The organism is Streptomyces sp. NPDC003032 (assembly GCF_053591415.1).
In genome coordinates, this window is sequence record NZ_JBSFTT010000019.1 from 20,001 (window position 1) to 36,389 (window position 16,389).

General features: G+C 72.0%; 13 protein-coding genes. 4 read left to right on the top strand and 9 right to left on the bottom strand.

Features of this window, described 5'->3' with window-relative positions; genetic code table 11:
* Positions 1–40 precede the first annotated feature (40 nt).
* Complete coding sequence (locus tag ACWDZ7_RS25285; RefSeq protein ID WP_451800020.1) at positions 41–421, top strand: GntR family transcriptional regulator; 381 nt, start codon at positions 41–43, stop codon at positions 419–421.
* Between the two features lie 95 nt (positions 422–516).
* Here ACWDZ7_RS25285 and ACWDZ7_RS25290 read toward each other — a convergent pair whose 3' ends face one another.
* Positions 517–1,611, bottom strand: a complete 1,095-nt coding sequence (locus ACWDZ7_RS25290; RefSeq protein WP_451800022.1) for a DUF5925 domain-containing protein — start codon at positions 1,609–1,611, stop codon at positions 517–519.
* 142 nt (positions 1,612–1,753) lie between these two features.
* Here ACWDZ7_RS25290 and ACWDZ7_RS25295 point away from each other — a divergent pair, with 142 nt between their 5' ends.
* On the top strand, positions 1,754–3,175 hold the full coding sequence (locus ACWDZ7_RS25295) for a GH39 family glycosyl hydrolase (RefSeq protein WP_451800024.1): 1,422 nt from the start codon (positions 1,754–1,756) through the stop codon (positions 3,173–3,175).
* 24 nt (positions 3,176–3,199) lie between these two features.
* On the opposite strand, the gene ACWDZ7_RS25300 is transcribed toward ACWDZ7_RS25295, so the two are convergent.
* The 6 genes from ACWDZ7_RS25300 to ACWDZ7_RS25325 form a co-directional block, all read right to left on the bottom strand.
* The gene (locus tag ACWDZ7_RS25300) at positions 3,200–7,171 is read right to left on the bottom strand and encodes a lipopolysaccharide biosynthesis protein (protein WP_451800026.1); all 3,972 of its coding nucleotides are present in this window, start codon (positions 7,169–7,171) and stop codon (positions 3,200–3,202) included.
* Positions 7,164–7,967, bottom strand: a complete 804-nt coding sequence (locus ACWDZ7_RS25305) for a polysaccharide deacetylase family protein (RefSeq protein WP_451800028.1) — start codon at positions 7,965–7,967, stop codon at positions 7,164–7,166. The genes ACWDZ7_RS25300 and ACWDZ7_RS25305 overlap by 8 nt, the downstream gene beginning before the upstream one ends.
* The gene (locus tag ACWDZ7_RS25310; protein ID WP_451800030.1) at positions 7,964–8,983 is read right to left on the bottom strand and encodes a glycosyltransferase family 2 protein; all 1,020 of its coding nucleotides are present in this window, start codon (positions 8,981–8,983) and stop codon (positions 7,964–7,966) included. The genes ACWDZ7_RS25305 and ACWDZ7_RS25310 overlap by 4 nt, the downstream gene beginning before the upstream one ends.
* A complete protein-coding gene (locus ACWDZ7_RS25315; RefSeq protein WP_451800032.1) occupies positions 8,980–9,813 on the bottom strand; it encodes a glycosyltransferase family 2 protein in 834 nt (277 codons plus the stop codon). The genes ACWDZ7_RS25310 and ACWDZ7_RS25315 overlap by 4 nt, the downstream gene beginning before the upstream one ends.
* Before the next feature lie 362 nt (positions 9,814–10,175).
* On the bottom strand, positions 10,176–11,276 hold the full coding sequence (locus tag ACWDZ7_RS25320; RefSeq protein WP_451800034.1) for a GNAT family N-acetyltransferase: 1,101 nt from the start codon (positions 11,274–11,276) through the stop codon (positions 10,176–10,178).
* A gap of 1 nt (position 11,277) precedes the next feature.
* A complete protein-coding gene (locus ACWDZ7_RS25325; protein ID WP_451800036.1) occupies positions 11,278–11,703 on the bottom strand; it encodes a hypothetical protein in 426 nt (141 codons plus the stop codon).
* Between the two features lie 234 nt (positions 11,704–11,937).
* Here ACWDZ7_RS25325 and ACWDZ7_RS25330 point away from each other — a divergent pair, with 234 nt between their 5' ends.
* The gene (locus ACWDZ7_RS25330) at positions 11,938–12,747 is read left to right on the top strand and encodes an SGNH/GDSL hydrolase family protein (protein WP_451800038.1); all 810 of its coding nucleotides are present in this window, start codon (positions 11,938–11,940) and stop codon (positions 12,745–12,747) included.
* Here the strand turns inward: ACWDZ7_RS25330 and ACWDZ7_RS25335 are convergent.
* Positions 12,731–14,398 (bottom strand): serine/threonine-protein kinase, encoded by a 1,668-nt coding sequence (locus tag ACWDZ7_RS25335; RefSeq protein WP_451800209.1) that lies wholly within the window; start codon positions 14,396–14,398, stop codon positions 12,731–12,733. The genes ACWDZ7_RS25330 and ACWDZ7_RS25335 overlap by 17 nt on opposite strands.
* Positions 14,399–14,739: 341 nt before the next feature.
* On the opposite strand from ACWDZ7_RS25335, the gene ACWDZ7_RS25340 reads away from it, so the two are divergent.
* Positions 14,740–15,009, top strand: coding sequence for a hypothetical protein (locus ACWDZ7_RS25340; RefSeq protein WP_451800040.1), 270 nt, complete (start codon positions 14,740–14,742; stop codon positions 15,007–15,009).
* Between the two features lie 100 nt (positions 15,010–15,109).
* Here the strand turns inward: ACWDZ7_RS25340 and ACWDZ7_RS25345 are convergent, their stop codons facing one another.
* The gene (locus ACWDZ7_RS25345) at positions 15,110–16,318 is read right to left on the bottom strand and encodes a type ISP restriction/modification enzyme (protein ID WP_451800042.1); all 1,209 of its coding nucleotides are present in this window, start codon (positions 16,316–16,318) and stop codon (positions 15,110–15,112) included.
* Positions 16,319–16,389: the final 71 nt, after the last annotated feature.

The window sequence follows — 16,389 nt, forward strand, 5'->3', positions numbered from 1 at the left end:
GCCTCCTATTTTCCGTGGGGCGGTGCGGCACAATCGCTCCGTGACTTTGAGGATCGACATCGACGGGGGCGCGGGCGACGCGCCGTACGAGCAGGTGCGGGCCCAGATCGCCGGGCAGGCGAGGTCGGGCGCGCTGCCGGTCGGCTACAAGCTGCCCACGGTGCGGGGGCTCGCCGAGTCGCTGGGGCTCGCGGCGAACACGGTGGCCAAGGCGTACCGGGCACTTGAGACCGACGGGGTCATCGAGACCCGGGGCCGCAACGGCACGTTCATCGCCGCCGCGGGGGACGCGGGGGCTCGGGCCGCCTCGGCCCAGGCGCAGGCCTATGCCGGGCTGGCGCGCCGCCTCGGCCTCTCCGAGGAGGCCGCGCTCAGCGCTGTGCGGGATGCGCTGCGCGCGGCTTATGGGGGTTCTGGCTGAGGGCTCCGGGCGGCTGCTGCGGCATTGTGGCTGGTCGCGCCCACACGGCGGAGCCGCATATCAAAAAACAGCCTCGCGCCCCTGCGGCACGCCTGTTACAAGTACAGGCCCGCGTCCGCCCCCGGCCTCTGGTCCGGGACCGAGGTCGGAGTCGTGCCCCGGCGCAGTGCGAAGAGTTCCGCGAGGGTGGCGCCCTCGCGCGAGACGCCCTCCTCCGTGCCGAGCCACTCCACCGCCTCCGGCCGGGTCAGCGCGCCGACCTCGATGCGGGCAAGACAGCGGCCGGGACGGACGACCGCCGGGTGCAGGCGCTCCAGGTCCTCGTTGGTCGTGACGCCGACCAGGACGTTGCGGCCCTGGCCGAGCAGACCGTCCGTGAGGTTCAGCAGCCGCGAGAGCGCCTGACCCGCCGTGTGCTTCGCCTCGCCGCGGATCAGCTCGTCGCAGTCCTCCAGGAGCAGCAGCCGCCAGCGCCCCTTCGCCGTGCCGTCGTCCTCGCCGATCGCGATGTCCATCAGATAGCCGACGTCGCTGAAGAGCCGCTCCGGGTCCAGGACGCAGTCCACCTGGCACCAGTCCCGCCACGACCGCGCCAGCGTCCGCAGCGCCGACGTCTTGCCCGTGCCCGGCGGGCCGTGCAGCAGGAGCAGGCGCCCCGAGATGTCCTCGGGGGTCGTCTTCATCAGCTTGTCCATGGCGTCGGCGACCGGCGCCGTGTAATTGGGCCGCACCTCTTCCCACGTACCGGCCGAGATCTGCCGGGTGGTGCGGTGCGGGCCGCGCCGCGGCGACACGTACCAGAACCCCATCGTCACGTTCTCCGGCTGGGGCTCGGGCTCGTCCTGCGCGCCGTCCGTGGCCTGCTTGAGCACCCGCTCGGCGAGGTCGGCGGTGGTCGCCGTCACCGTGACGTCCGCGCCGCGGTTCCAGCGGGAGACCAGCAGCGTCCACCCCTCGCCCTCGGCGAGCGTCGCGCTGCGGTCGTCGTCCCTGGCGGCCCGCAGCACCGTCGCCCCTGCCGGGAGCAGCGTGGAGCCCTTCTTCACGCGTTCGATGTTCGCGCTGTGCGAGAAGGGCTGCTCGCCCGTCGCGAAGCGGCCGAGGAACAGCGCGTCCACGACATCCGACGGGGAGTCGCTGTCGTCGACGTTGAGCCGGATCGGCAGGGCGTCGTGAGGGTTCGCAGACATGCCGCCATGATCCGGCACGCGCGCGCCGTTGTGCATCCGGTTTCCGCAGGAGTCATGAGTCATGAGTCATGAGTCATGAGTCAGGAGTGCTGTCGTGCGGAACCTGTCCCACCGCCGACCGCCCCCGATACGCTTGTCGCCGATGGGACGTCATGGGTGGGTTTCGGGGGCACGGCGGTGGCGCCTCACCGCACTGCTCGGTGTCGCTCTGGCCGCACTGGCCCTGGTGATCACGTTGGTCAATACGCTGCCCGGGGACGGCGCCGGCACCGCCGGCACCACTCCGGACGGCGACAAGGTGCACGGCACCCCGGCCGTCCCCCCGCACGAGGCCAGACCCGAGGTGGGCTGGGGCTTCACCCACACCCAGTACAGCGCGGACGAGGGCGAGCCCGAGGCCGTCGAACGCGTCCGCGGCGAACTGGCCGGCCAGGACCGCCCCGTCCCCCAGATCCAGCACATCATGGGCTGGGGCGCGGGCAATCCGGAGCCGGTCGACGGCCGCTTCGACTTCTCCGCGATGGACCGCCGGATGGACTTCGTCCGGGCGAGCGACGGCACGCCCGTGGTCACGCTGTGCTGCGCCCCGGACTGGATGAAGGGCGGCGAGCCCGGCGCGGACAACACCGACTGGAGCCAGCAGGCACTGGAGACGGCCCCGGAGCGCGCGCACTACGACGACTTCGCGAAGCTCGCCGCGACCATCGCCAAGCGCTATCCGGACGTACGCCACTTCATCGTCTGGAACGAGTTCAAGGGCTTCTGGAACGACGAGAAGGCCCGCTGGGACTACGAGGGCTACACCGAGCTCTACAACCTCGTCCACGAGGAGCTCAAGAAGGTCAACAAAAACATCATGGTCGGCGGCCCCTACCTCGTCATGGACAGCCTCGACCCGCGCCAGGCCGAGAACGCCTCGCGGGTGAAGGGCCCTTGGGGCCGCCTGGACCAGCGGGCCCTCGACGCCTTCGAGTACTGGAACAAGAACAAGCGGGGCGCGGACTTCGTCGTCGTCGACGGCTCCAGCTACACCGCGGACGACGAGCTGCTCCCCGATGAGTTCAAGGCCACCGACAAGCTCACGGCCGTCGGCGAGTGGGTGCGCGAGCGCACGGGAGACCTGCCCCTGTGGTGGGCCGAGTACTACGTGGAGCCCGGCGACAGCCAGGACAACCGCGACGACTGGTCCGAGGCGCACCGCGTCGCCGTCCAGGCGTCGGGCCTGATGGCGATGGCCCGCGGCGGCGCCACCAGCGGCTTCTACTGGAACCCGCAGAAGCGGGGTGCCAAGTGCGCGGGCTGCCTGTGGACGGCCACCCAGAAGGCGGGCGGCGGGGCCGAGCTGCCGATGCTGAGGCTCATCGAGCGATTCGGCGAGGAGTTGGGCCCGGGTACGGAGTTCGAGAAGGTGTCGATCGCCGCCGAGGACCGGCGCGACGTACGCGTCATCGCCGACGACGACGCCGTCCTCGTGGTGAACACCCTCGACCGGCAGATCAGCGCCAAGGTCGACGGGAAGCGGTTCGACATGGCGGGGTACGAGGTGAGGTGGCTCAAGCGCTGAGCCGCCGCACCCCGGGACGAGCCGTCACGCCATCGTCACGAACCGCTGCACCAGCGACGCGAGCAGCACCGCGAGCAGCGGCAGCGAGAACCAGAAGCTGCTCTGCAGCCACCGCTGCTGCCGCACGCCCGCCGCCGCCGCGACCCGCACGATCTCGCGCGCGGTGAGCAGCAGCACGAGCGCCACGGCGGCGAGCGCGCCCACCACCGACCACGGCGTCCACGTCACCTTCGGCCCGACCGGCCCCGGATCGGCCTCGGCCGCCTTGCCGTCCGGCTGCTCCCGCAGGCTGTAGACGGTCGCGTCGTCGTTGGTCAGGACCTTCTTCAGGTCCTCGCGGTTGTCGAGGTGGTGGATGAGCCGCGGCTCCCACGTCTTCGAGTAGCCCGCGTCCAGCTGGAGATACGTCGTCTGGCTGCGGTTGATCATCAGATATGAGTTGGGCCCCGCGTCCTTGAGCGCCTTGACCAGGCCGGCGACCAGGACCGGGTCGGCGGGCGCGAGCGTCGGGACGTACTCGACCTTCTCCATGTCCCGCGTGCCCCACGGCAGCGCGGGCGTCACGTTGTTCACCGTGTCGTTGCTCATCCACAGCAGCCGCACCGTCGGGTCGTCGTGCGCGTACACGTACTCCATGGCGGCGACCTCGCCCGGCCGGACGCGCTCGAAGGACTCGTTGCCCCAGCGCGCCACCAGGAAGCCGCCCATCAGGACGAGCCCCGCCATCAGCGCGGCCAGCGGTGCCAGGCTCACCCGGTCGCGGTCCCGTTCCTCCGGCGTGATGCCCGCGCGCGGGAACAGCGCGAGACCGGCGAGCAGGGCCGCGCCCGGCAGCGCGAACATGAAGACGCGCAGGGCCATCTCACCGCCGTACGACTGCATGGCGAAGCCGAGGAACGGTACGAAGGCCAGGACGAGCAGCGAACGTTCGCTGTACTTGTAGAAGCGCCGCCGCCACCAGCCCCAGCAGGCGAACGCCATGACGGCGCCGGCCATCGCCACCCGGACGTACAGCACGAGCTGGTGCGTGGAACTGCCGCCCTCGATGCGCCCGGAGACCGACGAGGTCACATTGCCGCCGACGCCGCCGACCCCGCCGAACAGTTCGTCGAAATGCCCCGACCAGTACGGCTCGGCGAGGAAGCCCAGCCAGACGAGGACCATCACCCCGAAGAGCATCGGAAGGCCGCGCAGCTCCGAGCGGCCGACCAGGACGAGCACCGTGAGGACGCCGAGCATCACGAACGGCGTCAGCTGGTGCGCGGGGACCGTCGCCGCGAAGAGGCCGACCAGGACCAGGAGCAGCACCCCGCGCTCCCTGCGGCCCGTCGGCTCGACCTCCAGCTCGCCCGGGCGGCGCTTGGTCCACAGCACGCGCGGCGCGCGGAACCAGACCAGGAGCACGGCGGCGAAGGCGATGTAGAGCAGGTACGTGAAGCCCTGCGGGGAGAAGTAGTCCTGGCCGACCCAGCCGCTCAGGACGAAGATCCACAGCCCGGCCCACTTGGCGCGCCAGGCGGCCCGCATGGAGCGCACGAGCAGGAACATCGGCGCCAGGTAGAGCAGTTGGACGGCCGTCGGCCACCAGCGGATCACCTCGGTCATGTCCGAGACGCCGCACGCCTGCGCGACGAACGTGGCCGCCGCGAAGAATCCGGGCCAGCTCCAGCGCGCGTCGAGATCGGGCACGGCGGTGCCGGTCCGGTCGATGTACTCCATGAAGCCCAGGTGCTGCCAGGCCGTGGCGAAGCGCGGCTCGCTCTCGATGACCGCGGGCAGCGCGTGCAGCGACACGACCGTGGCGAGCAGCGTCACCAGCAGGAGGCCCTTGATCGGCCGGTCCATCCAGAGCAGTACGGAGAAGACGACGATCAGCAGCGCGGCGCCGAGCAGCATCGGTTTCGGCAGTACGGAGATCAGCCCGAGCCCGCCCATGTCGTCCAGGTCCCGCTCGCCGAGGCCGAGCACGGGCACCCAGTACAGGGCGAGCGCGGCGGCGAGCAGCAGCGACAGGACGAGGACGCGGAGCCGGGAGGGGCGCGGGTGGCCCGACGGCTCTTCGTCCGAGGACTCTCCGTCCGACGGCTCCTCGCCGGTCAGCGACTTCGGGGGCAGCGGCTCAGGGATCGCCGGTTCCTGGGGCAGCGGTCCCGCGGGCAGCGCCTCCCCGGCCCCCTCCCGCTTCGTCGCGCTCTCCTCGGCATGGGGCTTCTCGGCGAGGGACGCCTCGGAGGCCGACGGCTTCTCGACGGCCGTCGCGCCCCCGGCAGCCACGCGCTCGGCAGCCACGCCCTCGGCACCCGGGGTTCTCAGCGCCCAGGTGGGCCGGTGGTCCATGTCGTCCCCCTCGCTCTTCGCCACGGGCGCCTCGTGGGCGGGCGTCCCGGCGGCGGGCGTGCCAGGGCCGGGCCGCACGTCCGGCCTGCGCTCCTGGTGTTCGAAGTCGAGCTGTACGGCGAGTTGCAGGGTGTCCGAGTCGAGCGACTCCCGCAGCGCCCACGCGGGCCCGTGCCGCCCCTTGCGCTCCGCGCCCTTGGCCGCGCCCTCGGCGGCCCCCTTCCGCACCTGCTCGGCGGGCGCGTCCGGCGTCCCCAGGTCGGCCAGGTCCCCGTCCGGCGCCGGGCTCGCGGCGGGTCCGCCCGAGGGGGCCGCCCGCATCACGCGGTACAGCTTGGGCGCCGCGATCGCCACGATCACCGCCAGGCTGCAGATCTCCGCGATGCCCGCGCCGGTCAGCCCCATCCGCGGCAGCAGGATCAGCGTGAGGCCGAGGACAAGCACGCACAGCAGCCCCTGCAGCCAGGCGATCCCGGAGGTCTCGCTCTGCGCCCGCCGCACCGCGAAGTACGTCTCCATGACCACCCGCAGGAGCGCCCCCACCGCGAACCAGCGCAGCAGCGGAGTGGCGGCGTCCGCGTACCCCTGGCCGAACATGCGCAGCACGAGCGGCGCCGCCAGGAAGAGGATGCCGCAGACCGGCAGCATGATCATCGCCATCCGGCGCAGCGCGGCGCGGGTGTTGGCGGCGAGCAGCGCCGGGTCGTGCGCGCCCTCGACGGTCAGCGAGGCACCCATGTTGATGGCGAGGAGGTTGACGGTGCCGCCGATGGTGGTGGTGATGTAGAAGTACGCGTTGTCGACCGAGCTGACCTGGGAGGCGACGATCACCGGGACGAGGTAGACCACGGCGAGCGAGAAGAGCGATCCCGTGTAGTCGCCGGCGAGGAAGCGGCCGATCTCGCGCAGCGTCGGCGGTCCCGCCTTGCCGTCGGTGGCCTTCACATGGCGCGGCACCAGGCGCCGGAAGACCAGCCAGCCCAGCGGGATCACCGACACGACGATCGAGGCGACCCAGGAGACGAAGACGCCCGCGGTGGGGATCGCCGCGGCCATCGCGATGAGCAGCCCCAGCTTGGCCACCGAGAAGACGGTGTTGCCGACGGGCACCCACAGCGCGTTGCGCAGCCCGGTCAGGACGCCGTCCTGCAGGGTCAGGACCGACCAGGCCACGACGGCAAGGACGAACCCGACGCCGTGCACCGGACCGTGCAGGAAGCGGTACGAGGGACCCCACAGGTCCAGGGTGAGCAGGAAGACCACCGCGGCGAGCGCCACGGCCACCGAACTCCCCGCGTATGTACGGAAGATGAGCCTGCCCGTGGCGCGGCCCGCGATGGGGATGAACCGGGCGAGGGCGCCGGTCAGCGTCACGGCGGTGAGCCCCGCGAGGAGCTTCATCGCCGCGATCGCCGCCGAGCCCTGGCCGACCGCCGACTCCGAGTAGTACCGGGCGGCGGCCAGCCAGAAGCCGACGCCGAGCACGCCGGAGATGCCCGTGTTGAGCATCAGCGCGTAGGCGTTGCGGAACAGCGGGTTGCCGCCGCCCCCGCCCGGCAGGCGCACTCTGCGCGCCCTGCCGGACCTGGCTGTCGGCGGCCGCCCTCCGGTGCGCGGGGAACCGGAGACGTCGGCCTGGGCGGTGGTCGTGTCAGACACGGGAACAGACGGCCTTCCGGCGGAGCTGACGGGCTCTGCGGACCACGGCGTACCCCTTGGTCAGGGCGTGGTCCCTGGCGAACGTGCGGGTGATCGCGCGGCCCTCCACGAGCCGCTCGAACTCCTCGGCGCCGGTGGACCGGCGCACGGTGACCCGCCGCAGGGCGTACGGACCCTGGGCGCGGCGGGCCAGGGCGTTGCCGACGGCGAGCGACTGGCCGAAGCCCGCCTCCCGCACGCACGCGCGCACCCTGCGGCTGGAGTAGCCGTAGGGGTACGCGAAGGAGACGGGCCGGGTGCCCAGCTCCTCGGCGACGATGTCCCGGCAGCGGCACAGCTCGGACCGCAGCTCCTCGTCGGGGAGCTGATCGAGTTCGGGGTGCGTGTGGCTGTGCCCGCCGATCTCCGTCCCGGCGGCGGCCAGCTCGCGCACCTGGTCCCAGTCGAGCATGACGTCGAGGCCGCCCCCGGTGTCGTGCTCCCCGCGCAGCCAGCCCGTGGAGACGAACAGGGTGGAGGCGAAGCCGTGCTTGGCGAGCACGGGCAGCGCGTACCGGTGCACGCCCTCATAGCCGTCGTCGAAGGTGATCAGGACGGGGCGCTCGGGCAGCGCGGCGCCCGACGAGCGCCAGATCGCGGCCAGTCGGGCGGTGGTGAGCGGTGTGAAGCCCCGCTCGCCGAGCACCTCCATCTGGCGTGCGAACGCGTCGGGCGACACCGACAGGCCGTGCGTCGCCTCGTTCGGCAGGCGCGCGACCGAGTGGTACATCAGTATCGGTACGGACCCCTCGCTCATGCGGCGGCCTCCTCGCCGCCCGTGCCCGGTGCGTCCCCCGCCCTGCCGGCGATCTCCCCGACGGAGAACGTGGCGCCTCCCCGGCGCGCGCGGACGGACCCCAGTAAGTACCCCCCGGCCGCGGCGGCCACTCCCGCCACGATGGCGCCCGCGCGGCCCGCGCCGCCGGGCCGCCCGAGCACGGCGTCCCGCAGAGCGCGGCCGACCCCGGCGGGCAGCACGCGCGTGGTGTAGCGCCGCTCGGACTCAAGCCCCTTGCCGGCGCCGACACTCCGGGCGACCAGCGCCTTGGAGAGGCCCTCGGCATACGACCTCGTACGGAAGTAGCCGAACCGCTCCCGCGCCGCCGGCACCCGGTGGTGGATCACCGAGCGGTCGTCGACGAGCAGGATCGCGTCCGGCTCGGCGCGGGTGAGCCGGATGCAGAACTCCGTCTCCTCGCAGCCGAGCGGCCGCTTGTCGCCGTCCCGCCCGATGCCCGTCGCGAAGCCGCCCGCCACGTCGAAGGCGGAGCGCCGGAACGAGGCGTTGCCCCCGAGGACGTTGCGCACCCGCGCGCGGCCCGGGGGGTGCCCCCTGTACGTACAGCCGACGACCCAGTCGAACTCCTCGGGGAACCAGGCGGGCCGCCGCCCGGACTCCCACGCGGGCATGGTGCGCCCGCCGACGCCGTGGACCCGTGGGTCCTCGTACGCCTCGGCGAAGTGGCGCAGCCACTCCCGCTCGGCGACGGCGTCGTCGTCGAGGAAGGCGATGACGGAGCCGCGCGAGGCGGCGATGCCGGTGTTGCGTCCCGCCGAGAGGCCGCGGGGACCCTCGTTGGCGAGCACCCGCACCCCCTCGGTCTCCTTGTACTCCTTGGCCAGCCGGTCCAGGAGCGAGGCGTTGTGGTCGACGACGAGCAGAGTCTCCAGGGCCGCCGTCGACTGCGCGCGCACCGAGGAGACCGCCGCGAGGATGTCCTCCCAGCGGTCCTCGGTGTACACGCAGATGACGACGGATATGTCCGTGCTCAAGACACCTCTCCCTGGCCCTTGCGGAAGGGCAGGACCCGCGCGCCCTTGCGCCGCGCGCCGCGCCGGCCGCGGCTGGAGCGCTCGGTGAGGATCACCTTCAGCACACGGATGCCGTCGCGGACGGCGCGGAGGTTGCTGGTGCCGTGGATCCGCAGGTACTCGTGGCTGGGTATCTCCTGCACCTTCAGCCCGGCCTCGACCACCCGGATGTTCATCAGGGTCTCGACCTCGAAGCCGGTGCAGTCCAGCTCGATCTTGTCGAGGCAGTGCCGCCAGAAGGCGTTGTAGCCGTAGCACAGGTCGGTGTAGCGGGCGCCGAACTTGGCGTTGACGACGGAGCACAGGACGTGGTTGCCGAGCTTGCGGATCGGCGTCATGTCGTCCGTGCCGCCGCCGTTGGCGAACCGCGAGCCCTTGGCGAAGTCCGCGCCCGAGACGAGGGCGGAGACGTACGAGACGATCTCCTGGCCGTCGGCGGAGCCGTCCGCGTCGACCATCACGATGATGTCCCCCGTGCACGCGGCGAAGCCGGTGATCAGGGCGTCGCCCTTGCCCTTGCCGAGCTGGCGGACCACCTTCACGTCCGGCCACAGCTCACGGGCGACGGCCACCGTGTCATCGGTGGAGTTGCCGTCCACGAGGACGACCTCGTGTATCCACTCGGGCAGTGTCTTGAAGACGTAGGGAAGATTCTCCGCTTCGTTCATCGCGGGTATCACCACGCTCACCGGCGGTGTGATCGCCAAATGCGTGGAGATCGGCCGGAAGTTCCGGGAGATCTTGTCCAATGGGTCTTGTCCGGCGTCAGCCGGGCGCACAAAAGAACTCATGAGTCCGGTGGTCCCTCTCGTCCGGTGGACCGCCCGCCCCCGGGCAGTCGGGTAATTGATCCGGTTCGAAAGGGGGGTTCTCGCTTGCGCATGCCGAAATGGATCTCCGTGCATGCCGAGTGAGCTGGCATTGCGCGGCACGTGACCCGGCTGAAGAGCGATCACCGGGCACGGCACCCCCCTACCGCGCCCCGCACCGGAACCATCGCGATCTTGAGCCCTCCCCTTGATCGCATTGCGTGATGGACCGTTGCGGGTGGATGTACGACGGTATTGATGATTGAGACTGTATGGCAAGACCTGGAACGTGGCCTCACGTTTTTCATGATTTGAGCAATCTATGCGGTCACATTCGGACTGCTTTATTCCTTGCCCAGCGATCGGATTTGGCCCATCCGCTTGAGCAGTTTATCGGCCGGTCCGAAGAATTCCGGCCTGGACAGTACGGTGTTCCGCAGCGCCCTGACCGGGGCGCGCCGCGCCCTGTGTCCGAGAGCCACCGGATGGCGCAGCGCCACCCACCCTTCCGATACGGCGAGTTCGCGTGTCTTCAGGGAGTCCTTGTAATCCTTCTGGCCCCGGCCGAGGTCGAGATACGCGATGCCGTCGGCGGCCGCCGCCTCGGCCATGCGCAGATGCAGGACCAGGCCGGGCGAGTATTTCGAGAACGCCGGGTCGTACGCGGGGAACCAGCAGGCGAGGATGCGCTCGCCGCGCAGCCCGAAGTGGGCCGCGACCGGGACGCCGGCGGCGTAGAGCACCGACAGGATGCCGGCGAACGAGTCGGTCCTGGTGTGGAAGAGCCGGTGCGCCAACTCGGCGATCCACGGCCGCGCGAAGCGGTCGCTCCGCCCCGTCCTGCGGTACTGCGCGGACTTCCAGCCCATCAGGGTGGCCAGAACCTCGGGGTCGCGCTCGTCGTGGACGTAGCGCACCGCTCCGTGGTCGCGGCCCAGCTTGCGCTCCTTGGCGAGGGTCGTCCGGGTGAACCTCGGGGAGCGCTCGCGCAGTTGGCCGAGATAGACCTCGTACCCCTGGTCGATGTCCATCACGGGGGAGGCGAAGGTGCCGCCGGCGCCCTCCTCGAACGGCGCCTGGCCGGCCACCAGATGATCGTATTCCCATACCGCGAGCCCACAGGCCCGCAGCAGCTCCCGGGCGTCCCAGCGGAACCCGGGGCGGTGCACCATGCCCTGGCAGTCCGAGATGCCGAGGCCGATCGCCCGGCCCACGCCGGTGACGGTCCGCTGGAACGGGAAGAACGCCGCCGGTTCGCCGTCCTCGCGTACGACGGCGATCCGCACCCCGCGCCGTCCGTGCGCCGTGGCGATGGCGAACTCCGGGGCGAGGAAGGGGTTGGCCAGCTCGGGCGAGCCGTCGAGGTGGGCCTTGGACTGCAGGGCGGTCCATGCCGCCCGGTCGGCGGCGGTGAGTTCACCGGGGCGGTGCACGGTGATGTTCACGTCAGGTGGTCCACCTTCTCGCCGTGCGGCGGCGCAGGCCCCTTGCCACCACCAGCAGCAGAGCGAGCGCGCTGAGTGCGGTGACGGCGACGACGCCGCCGCGCACCGACCACACGTGCAGCGCCAGCATGCCCTGGGCCACGAGGAGGTTGAGTGCGACGGCTCCGGACACGGAGGCCACGGCACGGCCCCATGGTGTGAGCGCCCGCAGCGCGGCGGCGATCGCCGCCCCGGGCGCGGCGAGGAGGAAGAAGAGGGTGAAGGGCCCGCGCAGCGGCGAACTCAGGTCGACGAGCGCGAGCATCGCGCCGACACCCCCCACGGCCACGGCCGCTCCAGCGAACAGCGGCAGCAGGTCGCTCCCGCGGCCCTGCCCGGACCGCCGCTCCCTGTCTGATGGCGGTGCCTTGCTCCCGATGGTCTGCATTGGCGACTTTGCCCCCCGACGCGCCGGATGCCGGGCTTCAATGTCGCGCAGTCCCTGGCGGCCCGTCAAGATACGGAGGAAGCGTGCAGATGTTCCACGCCAGGTTTCCGTGGCCGAAGTGAACTCACCGTGTGCGAACGGAAATTGTTGAGGCATTCGTTGACATGCACACTATCGGCGCGCGGGGCCGCGTGCTACCACGGTCGAGGGGGAAATCCTGCTAAGGGAGGTTCCATGAGATTGTCCCGCTTCACGGCATACATGTCCTCGCTCCTCCTCTCCGTCGCCTTCGCCCTCGCCGGGGCCACAGCGGCACAAGCGGACCAGAACGCAGCAGCCACCGGCTATGTGGCGCTCGGCGACTCCTATTCGTCGGGTGTCGGCGCCGGCAACTACGACAGCGCGAGCGGCGACTGCAAGCGCAGCAAGCGCGCCTACCCCGCCCTCTGGGCGGCCGCGCACTCACCCTCCAGCTTCCATTTCACCGCTTGCTCGGGCGCTCGTACGGGTGATGTTCTGGCGAACCAGCTGGGCCCGCTCGGCTCCGGCACCGGCCTCGTCTCCCTCTCCGTCGGCGGCAACGACGCGGGCTTCGCGGACGTCATGACGACGTGCGTACTGCAGTCCGAGACCAGCTGTCTGAACCGCATCGCCCAGGCGCGCTCGTACGTCGACTCGACGCTCCCCGGCAACCTCGACAAGGTCTACTCGGCGATCAGCGCGAAGGCACCGTCCGCCCGCGTGGTGGTGCTCGGCTACCCCCGCTTCTACAAGCTCGGCGGCTCCTGCGCGGCGGGCCTCACCGAGCGTGAGAGGGCCGCCATCAACGACGCCGCCGACTACCTCAACACGGCCACCGCCAAGCGCGCCGCCGACCACGGCTTCGCCTTCGGCGACGTCACCCGCACCTTCACCGGGCACGAGATCTGCTCGGGCAGCTCGTGGCTGCACAGCCTGAACTGGACCAACATCGGCGAGTCCTACCACCCCACGGCCGCCGGACAGTCCGGTGGCTACCTCCCCGTGTTCACCTCGGCGGCCTGACCACCGCCGCAGACAGGGACGCGTTCGGCGTGTAGGAGGCCCCGCCCGTCGGGGTCTCCTTCTCGCACGTGACCGAGTACTTCACCGTGTTGGAGGTGGCGGCCACCGGGCCGCGCACCTGCACACCGATCGAGTTGGCGTGCGTCCCGCCCGGGTCGTACGCCGTCTCGACGTGATTGACCTGCCGCGTCTTGCCGCTCCCGGAGGGGAACGACAGCGTCTTCCACCCCGGGTCGCTCGGCTCGCCGGACCCGGTGACCCAGCGGTACTGGACGTCGACCGGGACGCGGCCCACCGTGAACGTCGCGGTGAACGACGGCGCCTGGGCCGCCGCCGGCGGACAAGGGCCCTCGTACTGGGTGCGGGTCCCGGAGACGTGCACCTTCACGGACTGGGCGGGCGGCGTGGTCGTGCCGCCGTTACCGCCGTCTCCTCCGCTTCCCCCGTTCCCGCCGTTCCCTCCATTGGTGGACCCGCCGCCTCCGTCGTCGCCGCCCCCACCGCCCCCGTCACCGCCGTCCGTGGAGCCGTCCGGCGAGCCGCCCCCGTCGGACCCGCCGCCCGAGCCCCCTGACGTCTGCTCGGCCCCGCCCTTGCCGCCCGTCGAGCCGGAGCCTCCCTCGCCCCCCGAACCGCTGCCGTTGCCGCCACCGCCGTCGTCGCGGTTGACCAGCGCGTACGTCAGTCCGCCCAGGGCGAGCGCCAGGGCGATGAGCCCGGCGACCAGTACGGCCACCGTGCGGCGGCGCCGCGCCGGCTCCGTCGTCACGGTGTCCGAGGAGGCCGTGGCGGGCTGCGGCGAGGCGATGGGCAGGGGTGCGGGCGGGGTCGGGCCGTACGGGCCGCGCTCGGCGGTGACGGTCGGCATGTAGGGGAGCGGGGTCTCGGTGAGCGGCCTGCCGCCCGAGACGATGAGCCGCAGGTCGCGCTCGGCGTCGGCGGCGGACATCCGCTCGTCCGGGTCCTTGCGCAGCAGCCCCTCGATGACCGAGGTGAGCGGTCCGGCGTTGCGGGCGGGCGGCAGCTCCTCGTCCACGACCGCGCGCAGCGTGCTCAGCGGGGTGTCCTGGCGGAACGGCGAACTGCCCTCGACGGCGGCGTAGAGCAGCACGCCGAGCGACCACAGGTCGGACGCGGGCCCGGGGCGATGACCCAACGCCCGCTCCGGCGCGAGGAATTCGGGCGACCCGACGACCTCCCCGGTCATCGTCAGCGCGGAGCTGCCCTCGACCATGGCGATGCCGAAGTCCGTGAGGACGACCCGGCCGTCGTTGGCGAGCAGTACGTTGCCGGGCTTGACGTCGCGGTGCAGGACCCCGGCGTCATGGGCGGCGCGCAGGGCGGCGAGCACCTCGGCGCCGATCCGGGCGGCGCGCTGCGGGGTCAGGGCGCCCTCCGCGTCCAGCACGTCGGACAGCGAGAGCCCCCGCACGATCTCCATGACGATCCATGGGCGGCCCTCCTCCGTCGCGACGTCATAGACGGTGACCACATTGCGGTGGGGGATGCGGGCGGCCGCCCAGGCCTCCCGCTCCAGACGGGCGTAGAGCCGGTCGACCTCGCTCGCCGGGAGCCCGGCGGGCGCGCGCACCTCCTTGACGGCGACCTCACGGCCGAGCACGTCGTCCCGGGCCCGCCACACGGTGCCCATGCCGCCCTCGCCCAGCGGTGCCAGAAGGCGATACCGCCCGGCGATCACGCGCTCTGGCCGGCTCACGGGGGTCCCCCATCCGCAGCGGTGCGATTGTCCACAAAAGTAGCAACTCTCTCCGGGTATGACGACAGGTGAGATAGCCCACGTGAGCGCCGCCCGGACCGGAGGAGTCTCGAACCGTATGTCCAACTCGCCCTGGAATCAGTCATATTCGGAGAGTAATCGTCAACCTCCTTGTAGGGGAGGTGAATCCTGCGACCGGGATACACGTGTGTCACGGCGGGGCGATAGGGTTAACCTGCCCTGGGCCGGGTGCCCTCGTACGGGTGGGGAGTGACATGGAACAGATAACGGTGCGCAGCAGGGCGCGTGTCCCTGCGATCACTTGTGGGAGCAGCGCGACCAGCTCGCGCCTCGACCGCCATCTCTCGGTGCTGGGCGGCCCAGCCGTCCCGCAGCGCGAGTCGCACGAGGCGACGCTGCTGATGCGTGAGCTCACCTCACGTGACACCACGCGCGCCCGCAGCAGCAGGGGTGCCCGAGTGAGGCATGTCTCGCTCTTCGCGCCGCTGCGCAGGCTGCGGCGGTCGCTTTTCGGCGGTCGCTGATCACGGGTGGTTCCCCGGGACTGAGCCGCCGCTCCGCGGCGGATCTTTCCCGCCCACCCGTTCACCCCTCTCTCCCGCCTGTCACACCCCCGCCCCCCGGCTAGATCAGCGCGAACTGCCCCTCGGGTCCCTCTTCGCGGTGATCGAGTACGGACGCGGGCCGCCGCGCGGTGTCCGGTACGGGCAGAACGCCCACCCGCCGCAGCTCCTCCACGGTGATCCCGTCGCCGAGAGCGCCCGCCAACTCCTCCTGCCCCGGCGCGAGTTCCGCGATCAGCGCGAGAACCGTGATCAGTTCCAGCAGCTCGGACGTCCAGGCCTGCGGCCACACCGAGGGGCGGATCGCCTCCAGCGTCCCCGGCTCCGCCTCCGTGTCACCCGAGCGCGGCCCGAACCACCGCTCAAGCACCCGCACCCCGCTCACCTCGAACTCCCACGCCTCCTTCGGCACCGGCGAGACGACACCCTCCTCGCCCACCCGCAGGACCTGCTCCTCCGCGTCGTACGACAGGGAGCGCGGGCGCGCGGGCAGGGGCGCCCGGACGTAGGGCCTGCGCCCGCCGGGCAGCTTCGGGCGCTCGCCGTCGCCGCGCAGATGCAGCCCGAGCAGCCGCTCCCCGAGCTCCACGCCCCGCGCCCAGAGGCCGGCGTCGGCCGTCAGCGGCACCCGGCAGCCCGCCGCGGAGCCGGATCCCGCGGCGAGCACCCAGGCCAGCAGCGCCCGCGCCGTGACCTCCAGGCCGAGCACCCCTGAGAGGTGCCCGAGCAGCCCCGGCGCCACGTTGGGCTCCAGGCCGCCGGGCCGGCGGAACAGCGGCCGGACGCGGCCGGGCCGCCCGGCCGGTGAGCGGCCGTCCGGCAGCGTGGCGGACGCGAGCACCACGGGCCCCGCGGCCCCGGGCACGTAACCCTGCTCGACGGCGAACAGCTGGCCCTCGCCCGCGACCCGCCACAGCTCCGGGCGGGCGACGTCGATGAGACGGTGGTCCGGGATGAGCCACTGCTCGTCGAACGGGCCGTGGAGCACGCGGACGGGCTCGGGACACGGCCCCGACTCCCTGGCCAGCCGGCCCGTACCGCCCCGGTGGCCCGGGAGTTGGGCGACGGCGGTGTGCGGCGTGCGGGAGCGGGTGGGGCGGAAGAGGGCCTCGCGGGCCGCTCCGTCCGCGCGCAGGAGGGCGGCCCAGCGGGCCTTCAGGGATGCGGCGTCCGGTCCCATCGGCCACCCGCGGCCCGGCCGGAGCGGTGCGACGGACCACGGCATGAGGTCCGCGAGCAGCGGCGCTTCGTCGTGCGTCACGCCCGGCATCGTACGACGTACCCGGCGGCGGGCGGCATGGCGCCGGCGCCGGCGTCAGTGCCGGTACTGGGCCGCACGGC